The 16,893-nt window shown below is 67.9% G+C and carries 18 protein-coding genes; 10 read left to right on the forward strand and 8 right to left on the reverse strand.

Going from position 1 to position 16,893, the window contains the following annotated elements:
- The first annotated feature begins 5 nt into the window (after positions 1 to 5).
- Complete coding sequence (locus ACUCV0_RS06705; RefSeq protein WP_482212346.1) at positions 6 to 1,115, forward strand: Gfo/Idh/MocA family protein; 1,110 nt, start codon at positions 6 to 8, stop codon at positions 1,113 to 1,115.
- A gap of 61 nt (positions 1,116 to 1,176) precedes the next feature.
- On the opposite strand, the gene ACUCV0_RS06710 is transcribed toward ACUCV0_RS06705, so the two are convergent.
- Together ACUCV0_RS06710 and ACUCV0_RS06715 are read right to left on the reverse strand one after the other, a co-directional pair.
- On the reverse strand, positions 1,177 to 1,344 hold the full coding sequence (locus ACUCV0_RS06710; protein WP_271655602.1) for a DUF2897 family protein: 168 nt from the start codon (positions 1,342 to 1,344) through the stop codon (positions 1,177 to 1,179).
- Between the two features lie 48 nt (positions 1,345 to 1,392).
- Entirely contained in the window at positions 1,393 to 1,848 is a 456-nt protein-coding gene (locus ACUCV0_RS06715; RefSeq protein WP_482212347.1) for a multidrug/biocide efflux PACE transporter, read from the reverse strand.
- An 82-nt stretch (positions 1,849 to 1,930) separates the two neighbouring features.
- Here ACUCV0_RS06715 and ACUCV0_RS06720 point away from each other — a divergent pair, with 82 nt between their 5' ends.
- From ACUCV0_RS06720 to ACUCV0_RS06740, 5 genes are all read left to right on the forward strand, one after another.
- Positions 1,931 to 2,806 (forward strand): LysR substrate-binding domain-containing protein, encoded by an 876-nt coding sequence (locus ACUCV0_RS06720; protein WP_313648244.1) that lies wholly within the window; start codon positions 1,931 to 1,933, stop codon positions 2,804 to 2,806.
- A 91-nt stretch (positions 2,807 to 2,897) separates the two neighbouring features.
- Complete coding sequence (gene pyrF / locus ACUCV0_RS06725; protein ID WP_059315719.1) at positions 2,898 to 3,596, forward strand: orotidine-5'-phosphate decarboxylase; 699 nt, start codon at positions 2,898 to 2,900, stop codon at positions 3,594 to 3,596.
- Between the two features lie 102 nt (positions 3,597 to 3,698).
- On the forward strand, positions 3,699 to 4,616 hold the full coding sequence (locus ACUCV0_RS06730; protein WP_059315718.1) for an AAA family ATPase: 918 nt from the start codon (positions 3,699 to 3,701) through the stop codon (positions 4,614 to 4,616).
- A complete protein-coding gene (locus ACUCV0_RS06735) occupies positions 4,613 to 5,569 on the forward strand; it encodes a DUF58 domain-containing protein (protein ID WP_313648243.1) in 957 nt (318 codons plus the stop codon). Before ACUCV0_RS06730 ends, ACUCV0_RS06735 begins: the two co-directional genes overlap by 4 nt.
- A complete protein-coding gene (locus ACUCV0_RS06740) occupies positions 5,566 to 7,575 on the forward strand; it encodes a DUF3488 and transglutaminase-like domain-containing protein (protein WP_313648242.1) in 2,010 nt (669 codons plus the stop codon). The genes ACUCV0_RS06735 and ACUCV0_RS06740 overlap by 4 nt, the downstream gene beginning before the upstream one ends.
- Here ACUCV0_RS06740 and ACUCV0_RS06745 read toward each other — a convergent pair.
- From ACUCV0_RS06745 to ACUCV0_RS06755, 3 genes are all read right to left on the reverse strand, one after another.
- Positions 7,557 to 7,736, reverse strand: a complete 180-nt coding sequence (locus ACUCV0_RS06745) for a hypothetical protein (protein ID WP_059315715.1) — start codon at positions 7,734 to 7,736, stop codon at positions 7,557 to 7,559. The genes ACUCV0_RS06740 and ACUCV0_RS06745 overlap by 19 nt on opposite strands.
- 74 nt (positions 7,737 to 7,810) lie before the next feature.
- Positions 7,811 to 9,085, reverse strand: coding sequence for a methyl-accepting chemotaxis protein (locus ACUCV0_RS06750; protein WP_059315714.1), 1,275 nt, complete (start codon positions 9,083 to 9,085; stop codon positions 7,811 to 7,813).
- 66 nt (positions 9,086 to 9,151) lie between these two features.
- Positions 9,152 to 10,075 carry a TatD family hydrolase gene (locus ACUCV0_RS06755; protein ID WP_482212348.1) on the reverse strand — a complete coding sequence of 308 codons (924 nt, stop codon included), beginning with the start codon at positions 10,073 to 10,075 and terminating at the stop codon, positions 9,152 to 9,154.
- An 88-nt stretch (positions 10,076 to 10,163) separates the two neighbouring features.
- On the opposite strand from ACUCV0_RS06755, the gene ACUCV0_RS06760 reads away from it, so the two are divergent.
- Positions 10,164 to 11,594, forward strand: a complete 1,431-nt coding sequence (locus ACUCV0_RS06760; protein WP_059315712.1) for an MltF family protein — start codon at positions 10,164 to 10,166, stop codon at positions 11,592 to 11,594.
- A gap of 153 nt (positions 11,595 to 11,747) precedes the next feature.
- On the forward strand, positions 11,748 to 12,053 hold the full coding sequence (locus ACUCV0_RS06765) for a hypothetical protein (RefSeq protein ID WP_059315711.1): 306 nt from the start codon (positions 11,748 to 11,750) through the stop codon (positions 12,051 to 12,053).
- Positions 12,054 to 12,057: 4 nt separating this feature from the next.
- Here the strand turns inward: ACUCV0_RS06765 and greB are convergent, their stop codons facing one another.
- Genes greB through ACUCV0_RS06780 form a run of 3 tightly spaced genes read right to left on the reverse strand, consistent with a single transcriptional unit; the run spans position 12,058 to position 15,746 of the window.
- Entirely contained in the window at positions 12,058 to 12,561 is a 504-nt protein-coding gene (gene greB / locus ACUCV0_RS06770; protein WP_313648240.1) for a transcription elongation factor GreB, read from the reverse strand.
- A 3-nt stretch (positions 12,562 to 12,564) separates the two neighbouring features.
- On the reverse strand, positions 12,565 to 15,075 hold the full coding sequence (locus ACUCV0_RS06775; RefSeq protein WP_313648239.1) for an FtsX-like permease family protein: 2,511 nt from the start codon (positions 15,073 to 15,075) through the stop codon (positions 12,565 to 12,567).
- Positions 15,072 to 15,746, reverse strand: a complete 675-nt coding sequence (locus ACUCV0_RS06780) for an ABC transporter ATP-binding protein (protein ID WP_059315708.1) — start codon at positions 15,744 to 15,746, stop codon at positions 15,072 to 15,074. The genes ACUCV0_RS06775 and ACUCV0_RS06780 overlap by 4 nt, the downstream gene beginning before the upstream one ends.
- A gap of 148 nt (positions 15,747 to 15,894) precedes the next feature.
- Here ACUCV0_RS06780 and ACUCV0_RS06785 point away from each other — a divergent pair, with 148 nt between their 5' ends.
- Together ACUCV0_RS06785 and ACUCV0_RS06790 are read left to right on the forward strand one after the other, a co-directional pair.
- Positions 15,895 to 16,449, forward strand: a complete 555-nt coding sequence (locus tag ACUCV0_RS06785; RefSeq protein WP_271655859.1) for an arylesterase — start codon at positions 15,895 to 15,897, stop codon at positions 16,447 to 16,449.
- 98 nt (positions 16,450 to 16,547) lie between these two features.
- On the forward strand, positions 16,548 to 16,829 hold the full coding sequence (locus tag ACUCV0_RS06790) for a hypothetical protein (protein WP_017641915.1): 282 nt from the start codon (positions 16,548 to 16,550) through the stop codon (positions 16,827 to 16,829).
- The last annotated feature ends 64 nt before the right edge of the window (positions 16,830 to 16,893 follow it).

A 16,893-nucleotide genomic window follows, 5' to 3' on the forward strand; every position in this document is an offset into this window, starting at 1 on the left:
GTTCCATGCCCAGTGCGACTGGTAAAATTCGTTATGCGGTAGTAGGCGGTGGTTGGATTTCCCAGGGCGCCTTCATGCCCGGGGTTGGTCAGACAGACAATTCCGAGATGACCGCCCTGGTCACCGGCGATCCCATCAAGGCGCGGGATCTGGCCGCCAAGTACGGCCTCAAGAGCTATGCCTACGAAGAGTTTCCAGCCCTGCTGGCGTCGGGTGAGATCGATGCAATCTACCTGGCCACGCCCAACTTCCGTCATCTGGAATTCGCGGTGCCGGCGCTGGATGCCGGTATCCACGTCCTGCTGGAAAAGCCCATGGCGATCAGCGAGGAAGAATGCCAGGCGATCAACGCGGCAGCGAAGCGCTCCGGGGCCAAGCTGATGATCGCCTATCGACTGCATTGCGAGCCGGGCACGGTGGAGATGATCGAGCGGGTGCGCAAGGGCGAGATCGGTGATCCGCGCCTGTTCACCGCGACCTTCACCCAGCCGGTCGATACGACCAATCACCGGGCGCAGAGTGGCTTCTGGGCTGGCCCGGTCACCGACATGGGGCCCTATCCGCTCAATGCCGTGCGGGCGCTCTTTGGTGACGAGCCCATCGAAGTCAGTGCGGTGGGTGCGCAAACACCAGGACGCGACGTCACGACCTGGGATGCCGTGGCCGTGACCCTGCGCTTCCCCGAGGAGCGGCTGGCGAGTTTTACCGTCAGCTTCAGTGGTCCCAATACCGAGCGTTTCCAGCTGGTGGGCCGCAAGGGTGAGATCGAGGCCTCGCCGTGCTTTGGTTTCGGTGAAGGGGTCGCCATTGGCTATCGCCTGACCGTGGATGGCGAAACCCAAGAGCACAAGGCACCGGTGGTGGATCACTTCGGCGCCGAGACGGCCTATTTTTCCGATTGCATCCTGCAGGATCGCCAGCCAGAAATGGACGGGGAGGAGGGCTGGCGCGACGTACGCGTGCTGGCGGCCATTGAGCGCGCCCTGGAAAGCGGTCAGCCGCAGCGCCTGGAGCCGCTACCCAAGCGCCAGGGACCCACCGCTGAGCAGGTACGCAGCCTGCCGCTGGCGCAGGTGCCGGAGTACGTTAACACCAAGGCGCCACTGGAGTCCTGACGAAGCAAGGCCCTGCGGCACGCTGATGCGGCAGGGCCTTCTCTGGGAGCCAGGGTTGCCTTCAGCGGTCCTGGGCCTCCTTGGCATCCATCTCGGCATTGCGTTGCCGAATCTTGTCTTTCTGTTCGTCGGTCAGGGGCACCTTGCGCGCCGTGTCCTTGAGCATGAGCAGGCTGCCGACCACCGAGCCGACGGCGACCAGCAGGATCAACCAGGCATACCAGGGCATCTGTCTTCTCCTTGAGTGGCTGTAAAGTTTCGACCACAGGAGAGCTTATCAGTGCGCCCGGCAGGCTACGCTCGTGCGTTTGAGCCAGGCGGCATAACCCAGGTCGTAGAGCCAGTTGAACGCCAGGGTATAGGGCAGGAAGAACAGGATCAGCCCCAGGTCCAGCAGCAGGGCCTGCCACAGGCTGATGGACAGCCACCAGGCGGCCAGCGGCACCAGCACCACGATCAATCCACCCTCGAAGCCCAGGGCATGCAGCAGGCGCACACCCAGGCCACGGGTGAAGCCCAGGCGTTGCTGCAGTCGATCGAAGCCCAGGTTGAAGACCAGGTTCCAGATCATGGCGATGGCGGAAAAGGCAGCGGTAAGCAGGCCCATGTGCCCGAGGAGGCGATCCAGCAGCCAGGCCAGGGTCGGAGTGGCGAGCAGCACGGCCATCCCTTCGAAGAGCAAGGCGTGCAGTACGCGGGCACTGGCGGGACGCTGGGTGAGCTGGATGGACATGAGGCTACTCCGCAATGGACAGGCCTTCAGTCTCATCGGCTAAGCTAGGGGGATCAAAGTGGTGTCCATAGGCGGAGCCGATATGTATCCCAATGCCGAGGCCTTGGAGGCCTTCGTCGAAGCTGCTGCCTCGGGCTCTTTCAGCGCGGCCGGACGCGTCCTGGGCAAGCGCCAGTCCAGCATCAGCGAGAGCATTGCCCGGCTGGAAGATGAATTGGGAGTGGTGCTGTTCGACCGGCAGGGCCGTTATCCCCTGCTTACGGCGGCGGGCGAGCAGCTCCTCGATCAGGCGCGTGCCGTGCTTTCCGCCCACGACCGCCTGGCCAATCGCGCCACCCAGCTCGCGGCCGGCGTGGAGCCACGCCTGACGCTGGTGATTTCCGATACCTACCAGCCCACCCGCTATGAGGCGCTCCTGACCGAGCTGGACCAGCGTTATCCGGATCTCGAATTCGAATGCCTGATCGCCGAGGACGCCGATGTGCTCAACCTGGTGCAGGGGCGGGCGGACCTGGGCCTGCTGGCGGGTCAGCCGCCGTACCCGGCGGATATCGAGGCGGCGACCCTGGATGGCCTGGTGACCTTTGGCCTGTACGTGGCTGCCGATCACCCGCTGGCGGAACTGCCGCGGGTCACCACTGCCGACCTCGCGCCCTATCGCCTGTTGCGCCTTAGCACCGTGACCGAATCCTCCCAGCAGGTCTGCCGTCTGCCGGACACCCGGGGGCGCTGCTGGTCGGCGCCGGACTACCTGCTGCTGCTGGACATGGCGGTGCAAGGCTTCGGCTGGGCCGAGCTGCCGCTCTGGTTGGTGAAGACCTTTGGCCAGGACCGTCTGGTGGAACTGGCCGTGCCAGGCTGGCCGCAGCGGGTGGCGGTGGATGTGGTCTGGTCACGGCGACGAGCACTGGGGCCAGCGGGCAACTGGCTGCGCGAGCGGTTGCTCAGGCCCAGTTGACTGACCAAGGCCCGTGTCGGGCAGCTGCCAAGTGCCCGCGCGGCGCTTTTCTGCGAAAATGCCGGCCTTTGCCGTTTTGCCGAGAGCCCCCATGTCCGCCTGCCAGTCTCCCATCATCGTCGCCCTGGATTTCCCCTCGTCGTCCGCCGCCCTGGCGCTGGCCGACCGGCTCGACCCCGCCACCTGCCGGGTCAAGGTTGGCAAGGAGCTGTTCACCGCCAGCGCCGCCGGTGTGGTGGAGGCCTTGCGCACACGCGGTTTCGAGGTGTTTCTCGACCTGAAATTCCACGACATTCCCAACACCACCGCCATGGCGGTCAAGGCTGCCGCGGAGATGGGCGTGTGGATGGTCAACGTCCACTGCTCAGGTGGCCTGCGCATGATGACCGCCTGTCGCGAGACCCTGGAGGCCTTCAGCGGACCCAAGCCGCTGCTGATCGGTGTCACCGTGCTGACCAGCATGGAGCGTGAGGACCTGGCCGACATCGGTCTGGACGTGGATCCCCAGGAACAGGTCCTGCGTCTGGCTGGCCTCGCCGCCCGCGCGGGAATGGACGGCTTGGTCTGTTCGGCCCAGGAGGCGTCGGCGCTCAAGGCCGCGCAACCAGCGCTGCAACTGGTCACCCCTGGTATTCGCCCGGCCGGCAGCGCCCTGGACGATCAGCGCCGCATCCTTACCCCGCGCGAGGCGCTGGATGCCGGCTCCGACTACCTGGTGATCGGCCGTCCCATCGCCCGGGCGGCCGATCCGGCACGCGCCGTGGAAGAGATCCTCGCCACCCTGAAATAAGCGTTAAATCTCCCGGGCGCGGCTACCGGCAAAAGGTGCTGCTATTCTCGTTCTGCAGGCCGACGCCTTCCCGCGTCGGCGCAAGGCGAGAGACCTCAGGGCATGCACGATAGGTTGAACGCCTGTCTCAAGGCGGTAGACGGCGTTTTGTTGGGCAAGGAAACCCAGGTCAGGCTGGCATTGGCCTGCCTGCTGGCGCGGGGGCATCTGCTGATCGAGGACCTGCCCGGCATGGGCAAGACCACCCTCAGCCATGCCCTGGCCAAGGTGCTGGGGCTGTCCTTCCAGCGTATCCAGTTCACCTCGGACCTCTTGCCCGGCGATATCCTCGGCACCTCGGTGTTCGATCGCGACAGCGGTCAGTTCGTCTTCCATCCCGGCCCGGTGTTCGCCGAGCTGCTACTGGCCGACGAGATCAACCGGGCCACGCCCAAGAGCCAGAGCGCACTGCTCGAAGCCATGGAGGAGGGGCAGGTGACCATCGAGGGCGCCACCCGGCCGTTGCCCGAGCCCTTCTTCGTCATCGCTACCCAGAACCCGGTTTCCCAGGGCGGCACCTTCGCCCTGCCGGAATCCCAGCTCGACCGCTTCCTGATGCGGCTGTCGCTCGGTTATCCCGGCCGCGCCGCGGAACGCGCCCTGCTGCTTGGCGGTTCCGGGCGCGAGCAGCTGCCGCGCCTGGAGCCACTGCTGGATCATGCCCAGCTGCGGCTGATCCAGACCGAGGTGCCGCGCATCCATGCCAGCGAGGCGGTGGTGGACTATGTGCTGCGCCTGGTGGAGGCCACCCGCACCCAGACCTCTTTCGCGCTCGGCCTGTCACCCCGCGGCAGCCTGGCCCTGCTGGCCGCGGCCCGAGCCTGGGCCTTGCTGGCGGGCCGTGACCACGTGCTGCCCGAGGATGTCCAGACGGTGCTGCCGGCGGTGGCCGGGCATCGCCTGCGCGACATCGCCGATCCTGCCGGGCATGGCGGCGGCGCCCTGGTGCAGTGGCTGCTGCGCGAAGTCCCGGCGCTGTGACCGGCGGCGCCTGGCAGCGCTATCGAGACGGTTGGCTGGCCCGGCGGATTCCGCCAGCCAATCGCATCACCCTCGATCAGCGACGCATCTTCATTCTGCCCACCCGCCAGGGTGGCGCCTTCGCCATTGCCCTGCTGCTGATGCTGCTGGCTGGCATCAATTACCAGAACAGCCTGGCCTATGGCCTGACCTTCCTGCTGTTTTCCCTGGCGCTGGTGGCCATGTTGCATACCTATCGCAACCTGGCCGGCCTGCAACTGGCCGGTGGCGGGGCCGGCCCGGTGTTCGCCGGAGAGGCGGCCGGGTTTCGCCTGCGCCTGGAAAGCGACCGTCGGGCACACCAGGGCATCGGCCTGGGCTGGCATGGCGAGCCCCTGATCCTCAGCGATGTGCCCGCCGGGGAGAGCGTCGCCCTGCAGGTGTTCCATCCGGCGCCGACGCGCGGCTGGCTCAGGCCCGCGCGGATGCGGGTGGAGAGCCGTTTCCCGCTCGGCCTGTTCGTCGCCTGGAGCTGGCTCGACCTGGACGTGCGCGCCCTGGTCTATCCGCAGCCGCTGGCGACCACGACGCCGCTGCGCAGTGGCCAGGATGCCGGTAGCGAGGAAGGCCAGCGCCAGACGGGGCAGGGCGCCGACGACTTCCAGGGGCTGCGGCCCTATCAGCCCGGCGATTCACGGCGGCGGCTGGACTGGAAGGCCTTTTCTCGCGGGCAGGGGCTGCTGGTGAAAGACTTCACCGCCCTGGCCGGCAGCGAACTCTGGCTGGATTTCACCGTACTCGATGGCGATACCGAGACGCGGCTATCCTGGCTGTGCCAGGCGGTGCTGGACTGCAGTAGCCGTCAGCTGGGCTTCGGCCTGCGCCTGCCCGGCGTGGAGCTGAGTCCGGCCACCGGTGAGCCTCACCGCGATGCGGCCCTGCAGGCCCTGGCCCTGTTCGGGCGGCCGGCATGAGCACCGCCGTGCCGCAACCCATTCCGCGCATCGCCCTGGTCTGGCTGCTGGTGGCCCAGGCCCTGGTGATCCTGCCGCATCTCACCCATCTGCCGCCCTGGGTCGGGCTGCTCTGGGGCTTTTGCGCCGGCTGGCGGGTGCTGCTGTTCCGCATGAAGGTTCGCGCGCCCACCCGTCTGGAAAAGGGCGGCCTGCTGCTGCTGACCATGGGCGGTATCTGGCTGTCGCGCGGGTCCTTCATCGGTCTGGACGCGGGTGCCGTCCTGCTGCTGGTGACCTTCGCCCTCAAGCTGATCGAGATGCACAGCCGTCGCGATGCCCTGGTGGTCATCTACCTGGGCTTTTTCGCCGTGGTGATCGCCTACCTGTTCGAAGACGGCCTGCTCGCCGCGCTCTACAGCCTGCTGCCGGTGACCGCCCTGGTGGCGGCGCTGATCGGCCTGCAGCAGAGTGCCCTGGCCAGCCGTCCGCTGGCGACCCTCAAGGTCGCCGGCACGCTGTTGCTCCAGGCGGTACCCCTGATGCTGCTGCTGTTCCTGGTGTTTCCCCGTATCGGCCCGCTGTGGTCACTGCCGCAACCGGGCGACCAGGCGCGCACTGGGCTGGGCGACAGCATGGCGCCCGGCGAGATCGCCCAGCTGTCGCAGTCCGCCGAGCGGGTGTTCAGGGTGAGCTTCGACGGCGAGCGGCCGGCCCAGCGTGACCTCTACTGGCGCGCCACCACCTATGAACGCTTCGATGGTACGCGCTGGTCGGTCGACCCGGACACGGCCTGGAGTCCGGAACCGGCCTGGACGCCCGTCGGACCCCGGCTGGACTATCAGGTGGTGATGGAGCCGAGCGGTCGGCCCTGGCTCTATGGCCTGGACGTGGCGCGCACCGATCAGCGCGACGTACGCCTGGCCAGCGACTTCCATCTGCAGCGCCGCCGTCCGGTGGACCAGGCGCTGCTCTATCGCGCGAGCAGCTGGCCCCAGGCCCGCCGTGAGCCGGACCGGCTCTCAGCCTCCAGCCAGCGCCGGGCCCTGCAGGTGCCCAGCGGGGGCGAGCCGCGCACCCGAGCCTGGGTGGCCCAGCTCAAGGCGCGCGAGCCGACGCCCGACGCCCTGGCCCAGGCGATCCTGGCCTATTTTCGCCAGCAGCCCTTCGTCTATACCCTGCAACCACCCACGGCGAGCGTGGATGCCATCGATGCCTTCCTCTTCGACAATCGTCGCGGCTTCTGCGCCCACTATGCCGGCGCCATGACCTTCGCCCTGCGGGTTGCCGGCATTCCAGCGCGAGTGGTGGCCGGCTATCAGGGTGGTGAATTCAACACCGCGGGCGGCTATCTGCTGGTGCAGCAATTCGATGCCCACGCTTGGGTGGAATACTGGCTACCGGCGCGCGGCTGGATCAGTGTCGATCCCACCGCCCAGGTGGCGCCCGAGCGGATCGAACGCGGCCTGCAGGAAGCCCTGGCGGCCCAGGGCGCGGCCAACGAATTTCTCGCCGACGATCCCTTCGCCGCCAATCGCTACCGCGACCTGGCCTGGCTCAACGGCCTGCGGCTCGGCTGGGATCGCATCAACTACGGCTGGCAGCGCTGGGTGCTCAACTACCAGGAAGATACCCAGGGCGAGTTGTTCAAGCGCCTGCTCGGTGAGGGTTCGCTGCAACGGCTGGGGCTGCTGTTGGCACTGCTGGTGCTGGGCGTACTCGGGGTGATGGCGCTCCTGGTGCTCAAGCCCTGGCAGCGGACGCGAGATCCGCTGCTGGCGCGCTTCGGCCAGTTCGAGCGCCTACTGGCGCGCCAGGGGGTGAGACGGCGCAGTGGTGAACCGGCCGGCTCCTTCGCCGGTCGGGCGATGGCGGAGCTGCCAGCAGCCCGAGAGGCCATTACGGCTTTTTCCCAGGAATTCCAGGCGCAACGCTATGCTAACCGGCCGAGCGATCCGGTCGCACTGGCGAACGCCTTGAAGCAGCTGAAGCGTCAGCTGCGTGGCCGTCAGGCGCGCAGTGACTGAGGTGCGGGGAGGGCGTCAGGCTCTTGCAGCGCGAAGGCCACTAGGCAGACGACGGCCGCCAGGATCAGCGGTTGCGGATGGGGGTTGCCCAGGGCCTGGGCGATGCAGCCCAGGCCAAGCAAGAGCAGAACGGCAGAAGTGAGGGTAGTGACCGAGCGCATGACGGTTCTCCGAAAACGTGCGGGCATCTTGCCGCCTGTCGGGCAACCGTGCGAATGCGCTCTCGCTATGGAGGCTATAGGCGCAACTGGCGGATCGCCTGATTCAGGGTTCCTGCGAGGGCGGCCAGTTCCGTGCTGGTGCTGGCCGACTCCTGCGTCAGCAGCATGGTCCTTTCCGTGACATCGCGGATGCCTACAACCGACCTGCTCATCTCTTCCGCCACCTGGGCTTGCTGTTCCGCGGCAACGGCGATCTGGGTGTTGCTGTCGCGCATCAGGGTCACGGCAGCGGTAATGTCGGCCAGGGCCTGCCCAGCGGCGCCGGCCTGCACCACGCAGTCGTCGGCCTTGAGCGAACTCTCGCGCATGAATTCCACGGCATCGCGGGTACCGGCCTGAAGACCGTCGACCATGCGGGTGATCTCGTCGGTGGAACCCTGGACGCGCTTGGCCAGGTTGCGCACCTCGTCGGCCACCACGGCGAAGCCACGGCCGGCCTCGCCGGCGCGAGCGGCTTCGATGGCGGCGTTGAGCGCCAGCAGGTTGGTCTGCTCGGCGATACCGTGAATGACATTGACCACGCTGGTGATGCGTTCGCTGTTCTCGGCCAGCTCCTGGATCATCACCGCGGTCTGCTGCACGCCCTGGGAGAGGCCGGCGATGGAATGGCTGACGCGATCCACCGCCTGCTGACCCGCCCCGGCCAGGCGATCGGCTTCCTGGGACTGGTCGCGAGTACCGGCGGCGTGTTCGGCGATCTGCTGCACGGTGGCGCTCATCTCGTTGATGGCAGTGGCGGCCTGATCGGTCTCGTGCTGTTGATCCTGCATGCCGCCGCGGACGCCCTGCATGCCGCTGGCCAGGCGCCCGGCGCCCTCGTCCAGGCGCGAGGCGCTGGCAGCCACGGTACCGACGACGCGGGTGTAGCTGTCCTGCATGGCGTTGAAGGCCTGGGTCATCTGCCCGACCTCGTCGCGCCCGCGGACCTCGACCCGCGCGGTGAGGTCGCCCTCGCGCTCCACCCGCAGCATGGTGTCCTTGAGGCGCTGCAGATTGCCGAGGATGAAGCGGATCAAGAGCTGCGAGGCCACCAGCAGCACCAGCATCAGCACGCCTACGGCCAAGGCGTATTCCGGGGCGCGGGCGAGGAAGACTTCACCGAAGGTCGGGGCGCTCAGATGGGCGGCCGCGTCACCCACGGCGGTCTTGACCGCCTTGAGCTGTTCAGCGCGACCGGAGACTTCCAGCTGCATGGCGAACAGCACCAGCAGCAGGCTGGTGACGAAGGCGACGGCATTGACCGCCCAGAACTTGTATTTGAGGGAGATATCACGCAGCCAGGCAAACATAGGGGGCATCCAGTCGGCGGGGCCGCACAGCCTGGCAGGCTGGCACAACCCGGATCTTGACTGGCGTCAACGTCCTGCCAGAGGAAGGCGACGCCGTGGAACAAGCCCTGAGTTTAACGGCCCGCGCGGCCCCGACTTTAGCGCAGCGGCACCCCGTACATATCTGAATTCCTCATCCCGCTCTGGCACGATGATCTCCGGCAGCTCGAAGAAGGCCCGGGCGGTAGCGGTGGTGTGCAGGGCAGTCTGTTCAGGTGTTTCCTGGCGCAGACGGGCCACGGTGCGCAGGATTTCCGGCAGGAAAGCCGGTTCGTTGTGGCCATGGCGCGGCTTGGGTCTGAGGGTGCGTGGCAACAGGTAGGGCGCATCGGTTTCCAGCATCAGTCGGCCGACCGGGATCTGTCCGACCAGCTCGTGCAGGTGCAGGCCGCGGCGTTCGTCGCAGATCCAGCCGGTGATACCCAGGTGCAGGTCGAGATCCAGGTAGCCGTAGAGCGCCTTGCGTTCGCCGGTGAAGCAGTGGACCACCGCCGCCGGCAGGTGGTCGCGATAGTCGCGCAGGATGGCCAGCATTCGCTCGCTGGCGTCGCGCTCGTGGAGAAACACGGGCCGGCGCAATTCGGCGGCTAGCGCCAGCTGTTCCTCGAAGCAGCGCTCCTGCTGCGGTCGCGGGGTGAAATCGCGATTGAAGTCCAACCCACATTCGCCCAGGGCACGCACCTTGGGCTGGCTGGCCAGGTCGCGCAGGGTCTTGGCGGCGGCTGCGTTCCAGGTCGAGGCTTCGTGGGGATGGACGCCCGCAGTGCTGAACAGGGCTTCGCCCGCGTCCAGGCGCAGGCAGAGGTTGAGGGCGTTCTCGCTGTCCTCCAGCGTGGTACCGGTGAGCACCAGCTGCATCACCCCGGCGGCCTGGGCTCGCTCGATCACCGCGTCCACCTCCTTGAGCAGACTGGGATGGGTGAGGTTGACGCCGATGTCGATCAATTGCATGGTGCGGGCCTTCTACAGACTTTGTTTCTTCATTCTATCCGTAGTCCGGGTGCTATCGGCGCTGTCCCGGCCAGGTCAGGAGTCCTGGATGCCGTTTCGATTCACCCTTGCCATCCTCGGCTGCCTGCTCGCCTGCTCCGTCCAGGCCCGGTTGGGCGCCTTGCCACCGGAAGCGCCGCGCCATGTCGCGGCGCGCGACCTGGCCACCATCGAGCGCGCCGGGGAATTGCGCGTCCTGGTCAACCAGAGCCGGCACAGCTCCGGCGAATGGAACGGCCAGGCGCTGGGCGTCGAGTATCGGCGGCTGGAGGCCTTCGCTCGTTATTTGCAGCACCAGCCTGGTGGCCGGCCGCTACGGCTGGTCTTCGTCCCCAAGGCCAAGGACGATCTGCTGCCAGCGCTGCAAAGAGGCGAGGGCGATCTGGTGGCGCCGGGCGAAACCCTGCTGCCACCACCGCATTCGGCGCTGATCGCCGCGTCGGTGGCAGCACCCACCAGCCTGGTGGTGGTGAGTGGGCGTGGTCAGCGTCTGCCACGCCATTTGGAACAGCTGGCGGGCCGTCGAATCGTGCTGCCCCAGGGCAGTGCCGCCGGGCCGGCCCTGGCGCGGCTCAACGCCCAGCTGGAGAAGCGTAGGCTGCGGCCGGTACAGGTCGAGTGGGCCGATCCGACCCTGGCGGTGGAAGATGTCCTGGAGCTGACCCAGGCTGGTATCTACCCGCTCACCGTCGTCGAATCCGGCCTGGCTCATCGTTGGGCGCGGGTGCTGTCCCGACTGCGGGTGGCCGACCGCCTGGTGGTGGCGCATGACCAGGCCCAGCTCTGGTATCTACGCGCCCCGGCGCACCAGCTCGCCGAGCGGGTCCGGGCCTTCGCTCGGCAACCCGTGGCGCGGGACGACGACAAGGCCTTTCGCCAGGCCTATGCACGCCGCTACCAGGTACGCGATCCGCTGCAGGCCCATGACCGCAAGCGGCTGGCCAGGGTCCGGCCATTGCTGCAGCGCTATGCCAAGGCCTACGACTTCGACTGGCTGACCCTGGCCGCCATGGCCTACAAGGAATCCGGTCTCGATCCCCACGCCCGCGGCGCCGGACGCGCCGCCGGACTGCTGCAGATCACGCCACGGGCGGCGCGCAGTGTCGGGGTGCGCAGCCTTCATTCCGCCGAGGACAACGTCAAGGCCGCCACCCGCTATCTGGCACGCCTGCGCCGGGAATTCTTCTCCAGTCCCAGGCTGACCGAGCGCGAGCGCCGTGCCTTTACCCTGGCGGCCTACAACCTGGGGCCGGAGCGCGTCCAGGCACTGCGGGCCAAGGCGCGTAAGCAGGGGCTGGATGGTGATCGCTGGTTCTTCCAGGTCGAACGCATCGCCGCCGAGGAAGTGGGCATCGGGGTGGTCAACTATGTTGCCAGCGTCAACAAGTACCGGGTGGCTTTCAGTCGTGAACGGGCGCGTCTCGAGGCGCCGGCCGTGGCGGCGGCAAGCCCTGAAGAGACTGGGCATAAGGACGGTTGAGACCCGCTTGACAGGGCAGCCGAGGCCTCCCTAGGATGATCCTGCGCCGATTTAAACAGCAACTTGCGGGGCGCTCCCAAATACCGCTAAAGCGCTGGACGGAACAGGCCTCGTACTACCGCCCAGCTGGATCTACGAGGCGGAATTTCGTCCATGCTTCCTCTCCCGCTACGCCTTACCCCGCTCACCCAGGGCAGGCTCGCCTGTCATCCCACCATTCTGCTCGGCGGTCCCGACCAGCCTACGCTGCTGCGCTATCTCGAAGGCTGGCCCAAGCGCTGGCCCCACAGCCGCACCCTGCAGATTCGCTTCGCCAACCAGGCCGAGCAGTTGCGTCTCTTCGGCGATGACAGCTTCGACTTCGCCGTGGTGCAGTCACCGGGCCAGGCCGGTCTCGAACCCCTGGTGCGGGAACTGACCCGGGTAGCGCGGCAGGGCGTGATTACCCGACGCCGTTGAGTCGTCAGTCGTCGGGGTAGGTGATCTCGACGATATACCAGCGCTGGTCACCGGCTGGCGTCTCCAGCCGGACTTCCGCGTCCAGCGCCTTGCCCACCAGCGCCCGCGCCAAGGGCGAGTCGATGCTGATGAGGTTCTGCCTGAGGTCCAGTTCGTCCGGGCCGACGATGCGGTAGCGCTTTTCGGCGCCGTCGTCGTCTTCCAGGGTGACCCAGGCGCCGAAATAGACCTTGGTCGGGTCGGCAGGGCGGTCGCGAATCACCTTGAGATTCTCCAGGCGCTTGCGCAAAAAGCGCACCCGGCTGTCGATCTCGCGCAGCATCTTCTTGCCGTAGATGTACTCGGCGTTTTCCGAACGGTCGCCCAGCGCGGCCGCCTCGCTCACCGCCTGGGTGACCTGGGGCCGGCGCACGTTCCACAACTCGTGGAGTTCGGCGCGCAGGCGCGCCTCGCCAGCGGCGGTGATCAGGGGCGTGCCGGCGGTGCGCGGCGGACGGTAACGACTCATGGATCAGCTTTCTCTCAGGATCAGTAACGGACTGGCGGTGATGGCCCGCCGCGTGCCCAGCAGTCCGGCCGCGCCGACCAGCAAGGCGCCCAGCACCGGCAGGAGCAGCAGCCAGGGGTGGGGTTGCCAGTCCAGGTCGAAGGCCAGCCGGTAGAGCAGGGCGCTGACGATCTCGCAACCAAGCGCCGCGAGCAAGCCGCTGGTGCCACCGAGCAGGATGAATTCGGTTCGCCGCGCCCGTTGCAGCAGCTCTCGTCGCGCACCCAGCGCACGCAGGAGGGCGCCCTGGCGGATGCGCTCGTCCAGGGTCGCCTGCAAGCCGGCCAGCAGCACGGCAATGCCGGCAGCCAGCACGAAGAGCAGCACGAACTCCACCGCCACGCTGACCTGGCGCAGGATACTGCGCAGCTGGTCCAGCAGGGCGTCGATGGGCAGCAGGGTCACCGCCGGGAACTGTCGGGCCAGGGCCAGCAACTCGCGGTCATGGCCCGGCGGCAGGTAGAAGCTGCCCAGGTAGGTGAAAGGCACGCCTTCCAGGGCACCCGGGGCGAAGATGACGAAGAAGTTGGGCTGGAAGTTGTCCCAACCCACCTGCCGCAGGCTAGTGACGCGTGCCTCGATCTGGCGATCACCGATGACGAAGCCCAGGGTGTCACCCAGGCCGACGCCAAGGCTGCGCGCCAGCTCGCTTTCCAGCGAGACGCCGGGCAGGTCGCCGGCGGGCAGGGTATCCCACCACTGGCCGGCTTCCAGGCGGTTGCCTTCCGGCAACTGCGCCGACCAGGTCAGGTTGAGATCGCGTCGGGTGGCGCGCCCACCGCGGGAGTCGTCCTCCAGGCCTTCCTGGGCCGGATGCCCCTTCACGCTGACCAGGCGGCCCTGGACGATGGGGTAGAGCGGACTGGCATGGGGCGAGAGCTTGCTCACCGCCGTGGCGAAGGCCTGGCGCTCGTCCGGCAGCACATTGAGGGCGAAGTGATTGGGCGCCTCGGCCGGCAATTGCGCCTGCCAGCGCTCCAGCAACTCGCCCCGCAGCAGCACCACCAGGCTCATGGCCAGCAGGATCAGGCCGAAGGCCAGGGTCTGGCCCACTGCCGCCAGCGGATGGCGCAGCAGTTGACCCAGGCCCAGGCGCCAGGCCAGGGGCGCACCCTGCAATCCTCGCCGCAGCAGGCGCAACGCCAGGTAGAGCAGGCTGCCGAACAGCAGGCCGGCTACCAGGCCGCCCACCAGCAGCGCCAGGGTCAGGCGCAGGTCCAGCGACAGCCGCCACATGATCAGCCCCAGGGCGAGCAGGGCGCAGCCATAGACCAGCCAGGTCCGCAGGGGCACCGGTTGCAGATCGCTGCGCAGTACCCGCAAGGGCGGTACCCGGCCGAGGGCCGCCAGGGGTGGCAGGGCGAAGCCAGCCAGGGCGACCAGTCCGGTACCCATGCCCGCGAGTGCCGGACCAATGCCGGCCGGCGGCAGCCGTGCTGGCAGGAGACCGTGGAGGAGCTGGAACAGCACCAGCTGCGCCAGCCAGCCCAGCAGGGCGCCGAGCAGGCTCGCGGCCAGCCCCAGCAGTCCCAGTTGCAGGCCATAGAGCACCAAGGCGTCGCGCCGGGTCAGGCCCAGGCAGCGCAGCAGGGCGCTGGCGTCGAAGCGCCGGGTGGCGAAGCGATTGGCCGACAGCGCCACGGCCACACCGGCCAGCACCACTGCCACCAGGCTGGCCAGGCCGAGATAACGCTGGGCACGCTCCAGGGCGTTGCCCAGCTGGCGATTGCCATCGCCGGGTCCCTCGAAACGCTGGTTGGCGGCAAGGTCCGGCGTGAGGGCCTGGCGGTAGGCGGCCAGGGCCTGAGGCTCGCCCCGCCAGAGTTCGCGGTAGCGCACCCGGCTGCCGGGCTGGATGACGCCGGTAGCGGCGACGTCGTCGAGATTGATCAGCACCCGTGGTGTCAGGCTGTAGAAGTCACCGGCGCGGTCCGGTTCATAGGTGAGTACCCGGGAGATGGTGAGGGGCTTGCGCCCGATGTCGAGACGGTCGCCGACCTTGGCGTCCAGGGCCAGCAGCAGGCGTGGTTCGACCCAGGCTTCCCCAGGAGCGGGAGCGCCACCCGGCTGGTCGGGAGCGTCCGGTACCGTAGCGCTGCGCATCTCCCCGCGCAGCGGGAAATTCGCCTGGACCGCCTTGACGCTGGCCAGTTGCAAGGCTTCGGCACCCGCGGCCATGGTGCTGAAATTGAGCGTGCGACTGTGTTCGAGGCCCAGTTGCAGGCCAGCGTCCACCTGCTCCGGCCGCGCCGGTTCGCTGCCCAGCAGCACCAGGTCGGCGGCGAGGAATTCGCTGGCACGATTCTCCATGCCGGCGCCCAGGCGGGCGGTGAAGTAGCCGATGGCGACACTGGACGCGACGGCCACCACCAGGGCCAGGCAGAGCATGCGGATCTCGCCGGCACGAATCTCGCGCAGACTCTGGCGCCAGGCCAGGAGGAACAGCCGCGCCAGCGGCAGACCGGTCCTGTTCATGCCGCGACCCGCCGACCGCCTTCCAGGCGCAACTGGCGGGCGCAACGGGCGGCCAGGCGCTCGTCATGGGTCACCAGCACCAGCGTCGTACCCTGTTCCCGGTTGAGCTCGAACAGCAGGTCACTGATGTGGCCGCCGGTGCGGCTGTCGAGATTGCCGGTGGGTTCGTCGGCGAAGAGAATGCTCGGCCGCGGGGCGAAGGCCCGTGCCAGGGCGACCCGCTGCTGCTCGCCGCCGGAGAGCTGGCGAGGATAGTGACGCAGGCGCTCACCCAGGCCGACCCGCTCCAGCAGGGCCATTGCCTGCTCACGGGCCTGGCGCGCGCCCTCCAGTTCCAGGGGCAGCATGACGTTTTCCAGGGCGGTGAGGCTGTCCAGCAACTGGAAGGACTGGAAGACGAAGCCCACCCGTTCCGCGCGCAGGCGGGCTCGGGCGTCTTCGTCGAGGGTGTCCAGGCGCTGGCCGGCGAGATGGACCTCCCCGCTGCTGGGCAGGTCGAGACCGGCCAGCAGCCCGAGCAGGGTGGACTTGCCGGAACCCGAGCTGCCGACGATGGCCAAACTGTCGCCGGCTTCCAGTTCCAGATCCAGCGCCTGGAGGATCGGTAGCGCACCTTCCGCGCCCGTGACGACCTTGCTAAGGTCTCGTGCCAGCAAAATGACTTCGCTCATGAGGTATCCGATGCCGTATTCGAGGGGCCCGCAAACGGGCGGCTGTGGCGAGTTAGAGTCAAAAAGCCGCGCGAAGTCCAGAGCGCCTTTGCGCCAAGGCATTGCCTGGCTACTGGCCCTGCTGTGCCTGACCCTGACGCCGCTGGCCATGGCGCGCACCCTGCTGGTGGTGGGTGACAGCATCAGTGCCGGCTACGGCCTGGCCGATGGCCAGGGATGGGTACGGCTGCTGGAGCAGCGCCTGCAGGAGCAGAAGATCGATTACCAGGTAGTGAACGCCTCCATCAGCGGTGATACCACGGCTGGAGGCCTGGCACGGCTGCCACCCCTGCTGGCCGACCATCGGCCTGAGGTCGTGGCCATCGAGCTGGGCGGCAACGACGGGCTGCGCGGCCAGCCGCTGGCCCAGATCGAGCGCAACCTCACCGCCCTGGTGGAGCAGGCCAAGGCCAAGGGCGCCCGTGTCCTGCTCCTGGGCATGCGCCTGCCACCCAACTATGGGCCGCGCTATACCGACGGCTTCGCCCAGGTCTACACGGACGTGGCCAAGGCCCAGCAAGTGGCCCTGGTGCCCTTCCTGCTCGAAGGGGTAGGGGGCGATCCGGCCTTCATGCAGCCGGACGGCATTCATCCCCAGGCCAATGCCCAGCAACGGCTGCTGGAAAACGCCTGGCCGCACCTGCAGCCACTGCTGCGCGACTGAACGTCGGACTTTTCCCCGAAGGGGCTTTCCGCTAAGGTTGCGCGCCCCGCCGGTCCGGCCAATCGACCGCCCGGCGGAACCGCCCCTGGAGTATCCCGATGTCCCGCCTTTCCCGGTCCATGCACGGCTATCAGCTGATCCAGCCCGATGCCCAGCTCGACCTGTTCGCCTGCCGCGAGGGCCGGGTCCATATCGTCGCCCGGCAGCTGGAGCTGGGCTCGCCCACCGACCGGACCCTGTGCGGCACCCTGTTGCCGGCGCGGCCGCGACTGCACCCGCTGGATCGCCGTGGACTGGCGCTCAAGACCTTGTGCCCGGCCTGCCTGCAGCGGTTGCAAGGCGCCAAACGGGGGCTGCCCAATCCGTTACAGGCTTTTTGAGGCTCTGCCGGACGCGGGGCGAGCCGTGTACAATTCGCGCCGTCACCTTATTGCTCCTTGCAAG

It is taken from the genome of Pseudomonas sp. VMV1 (assembly GCF_056790235.1).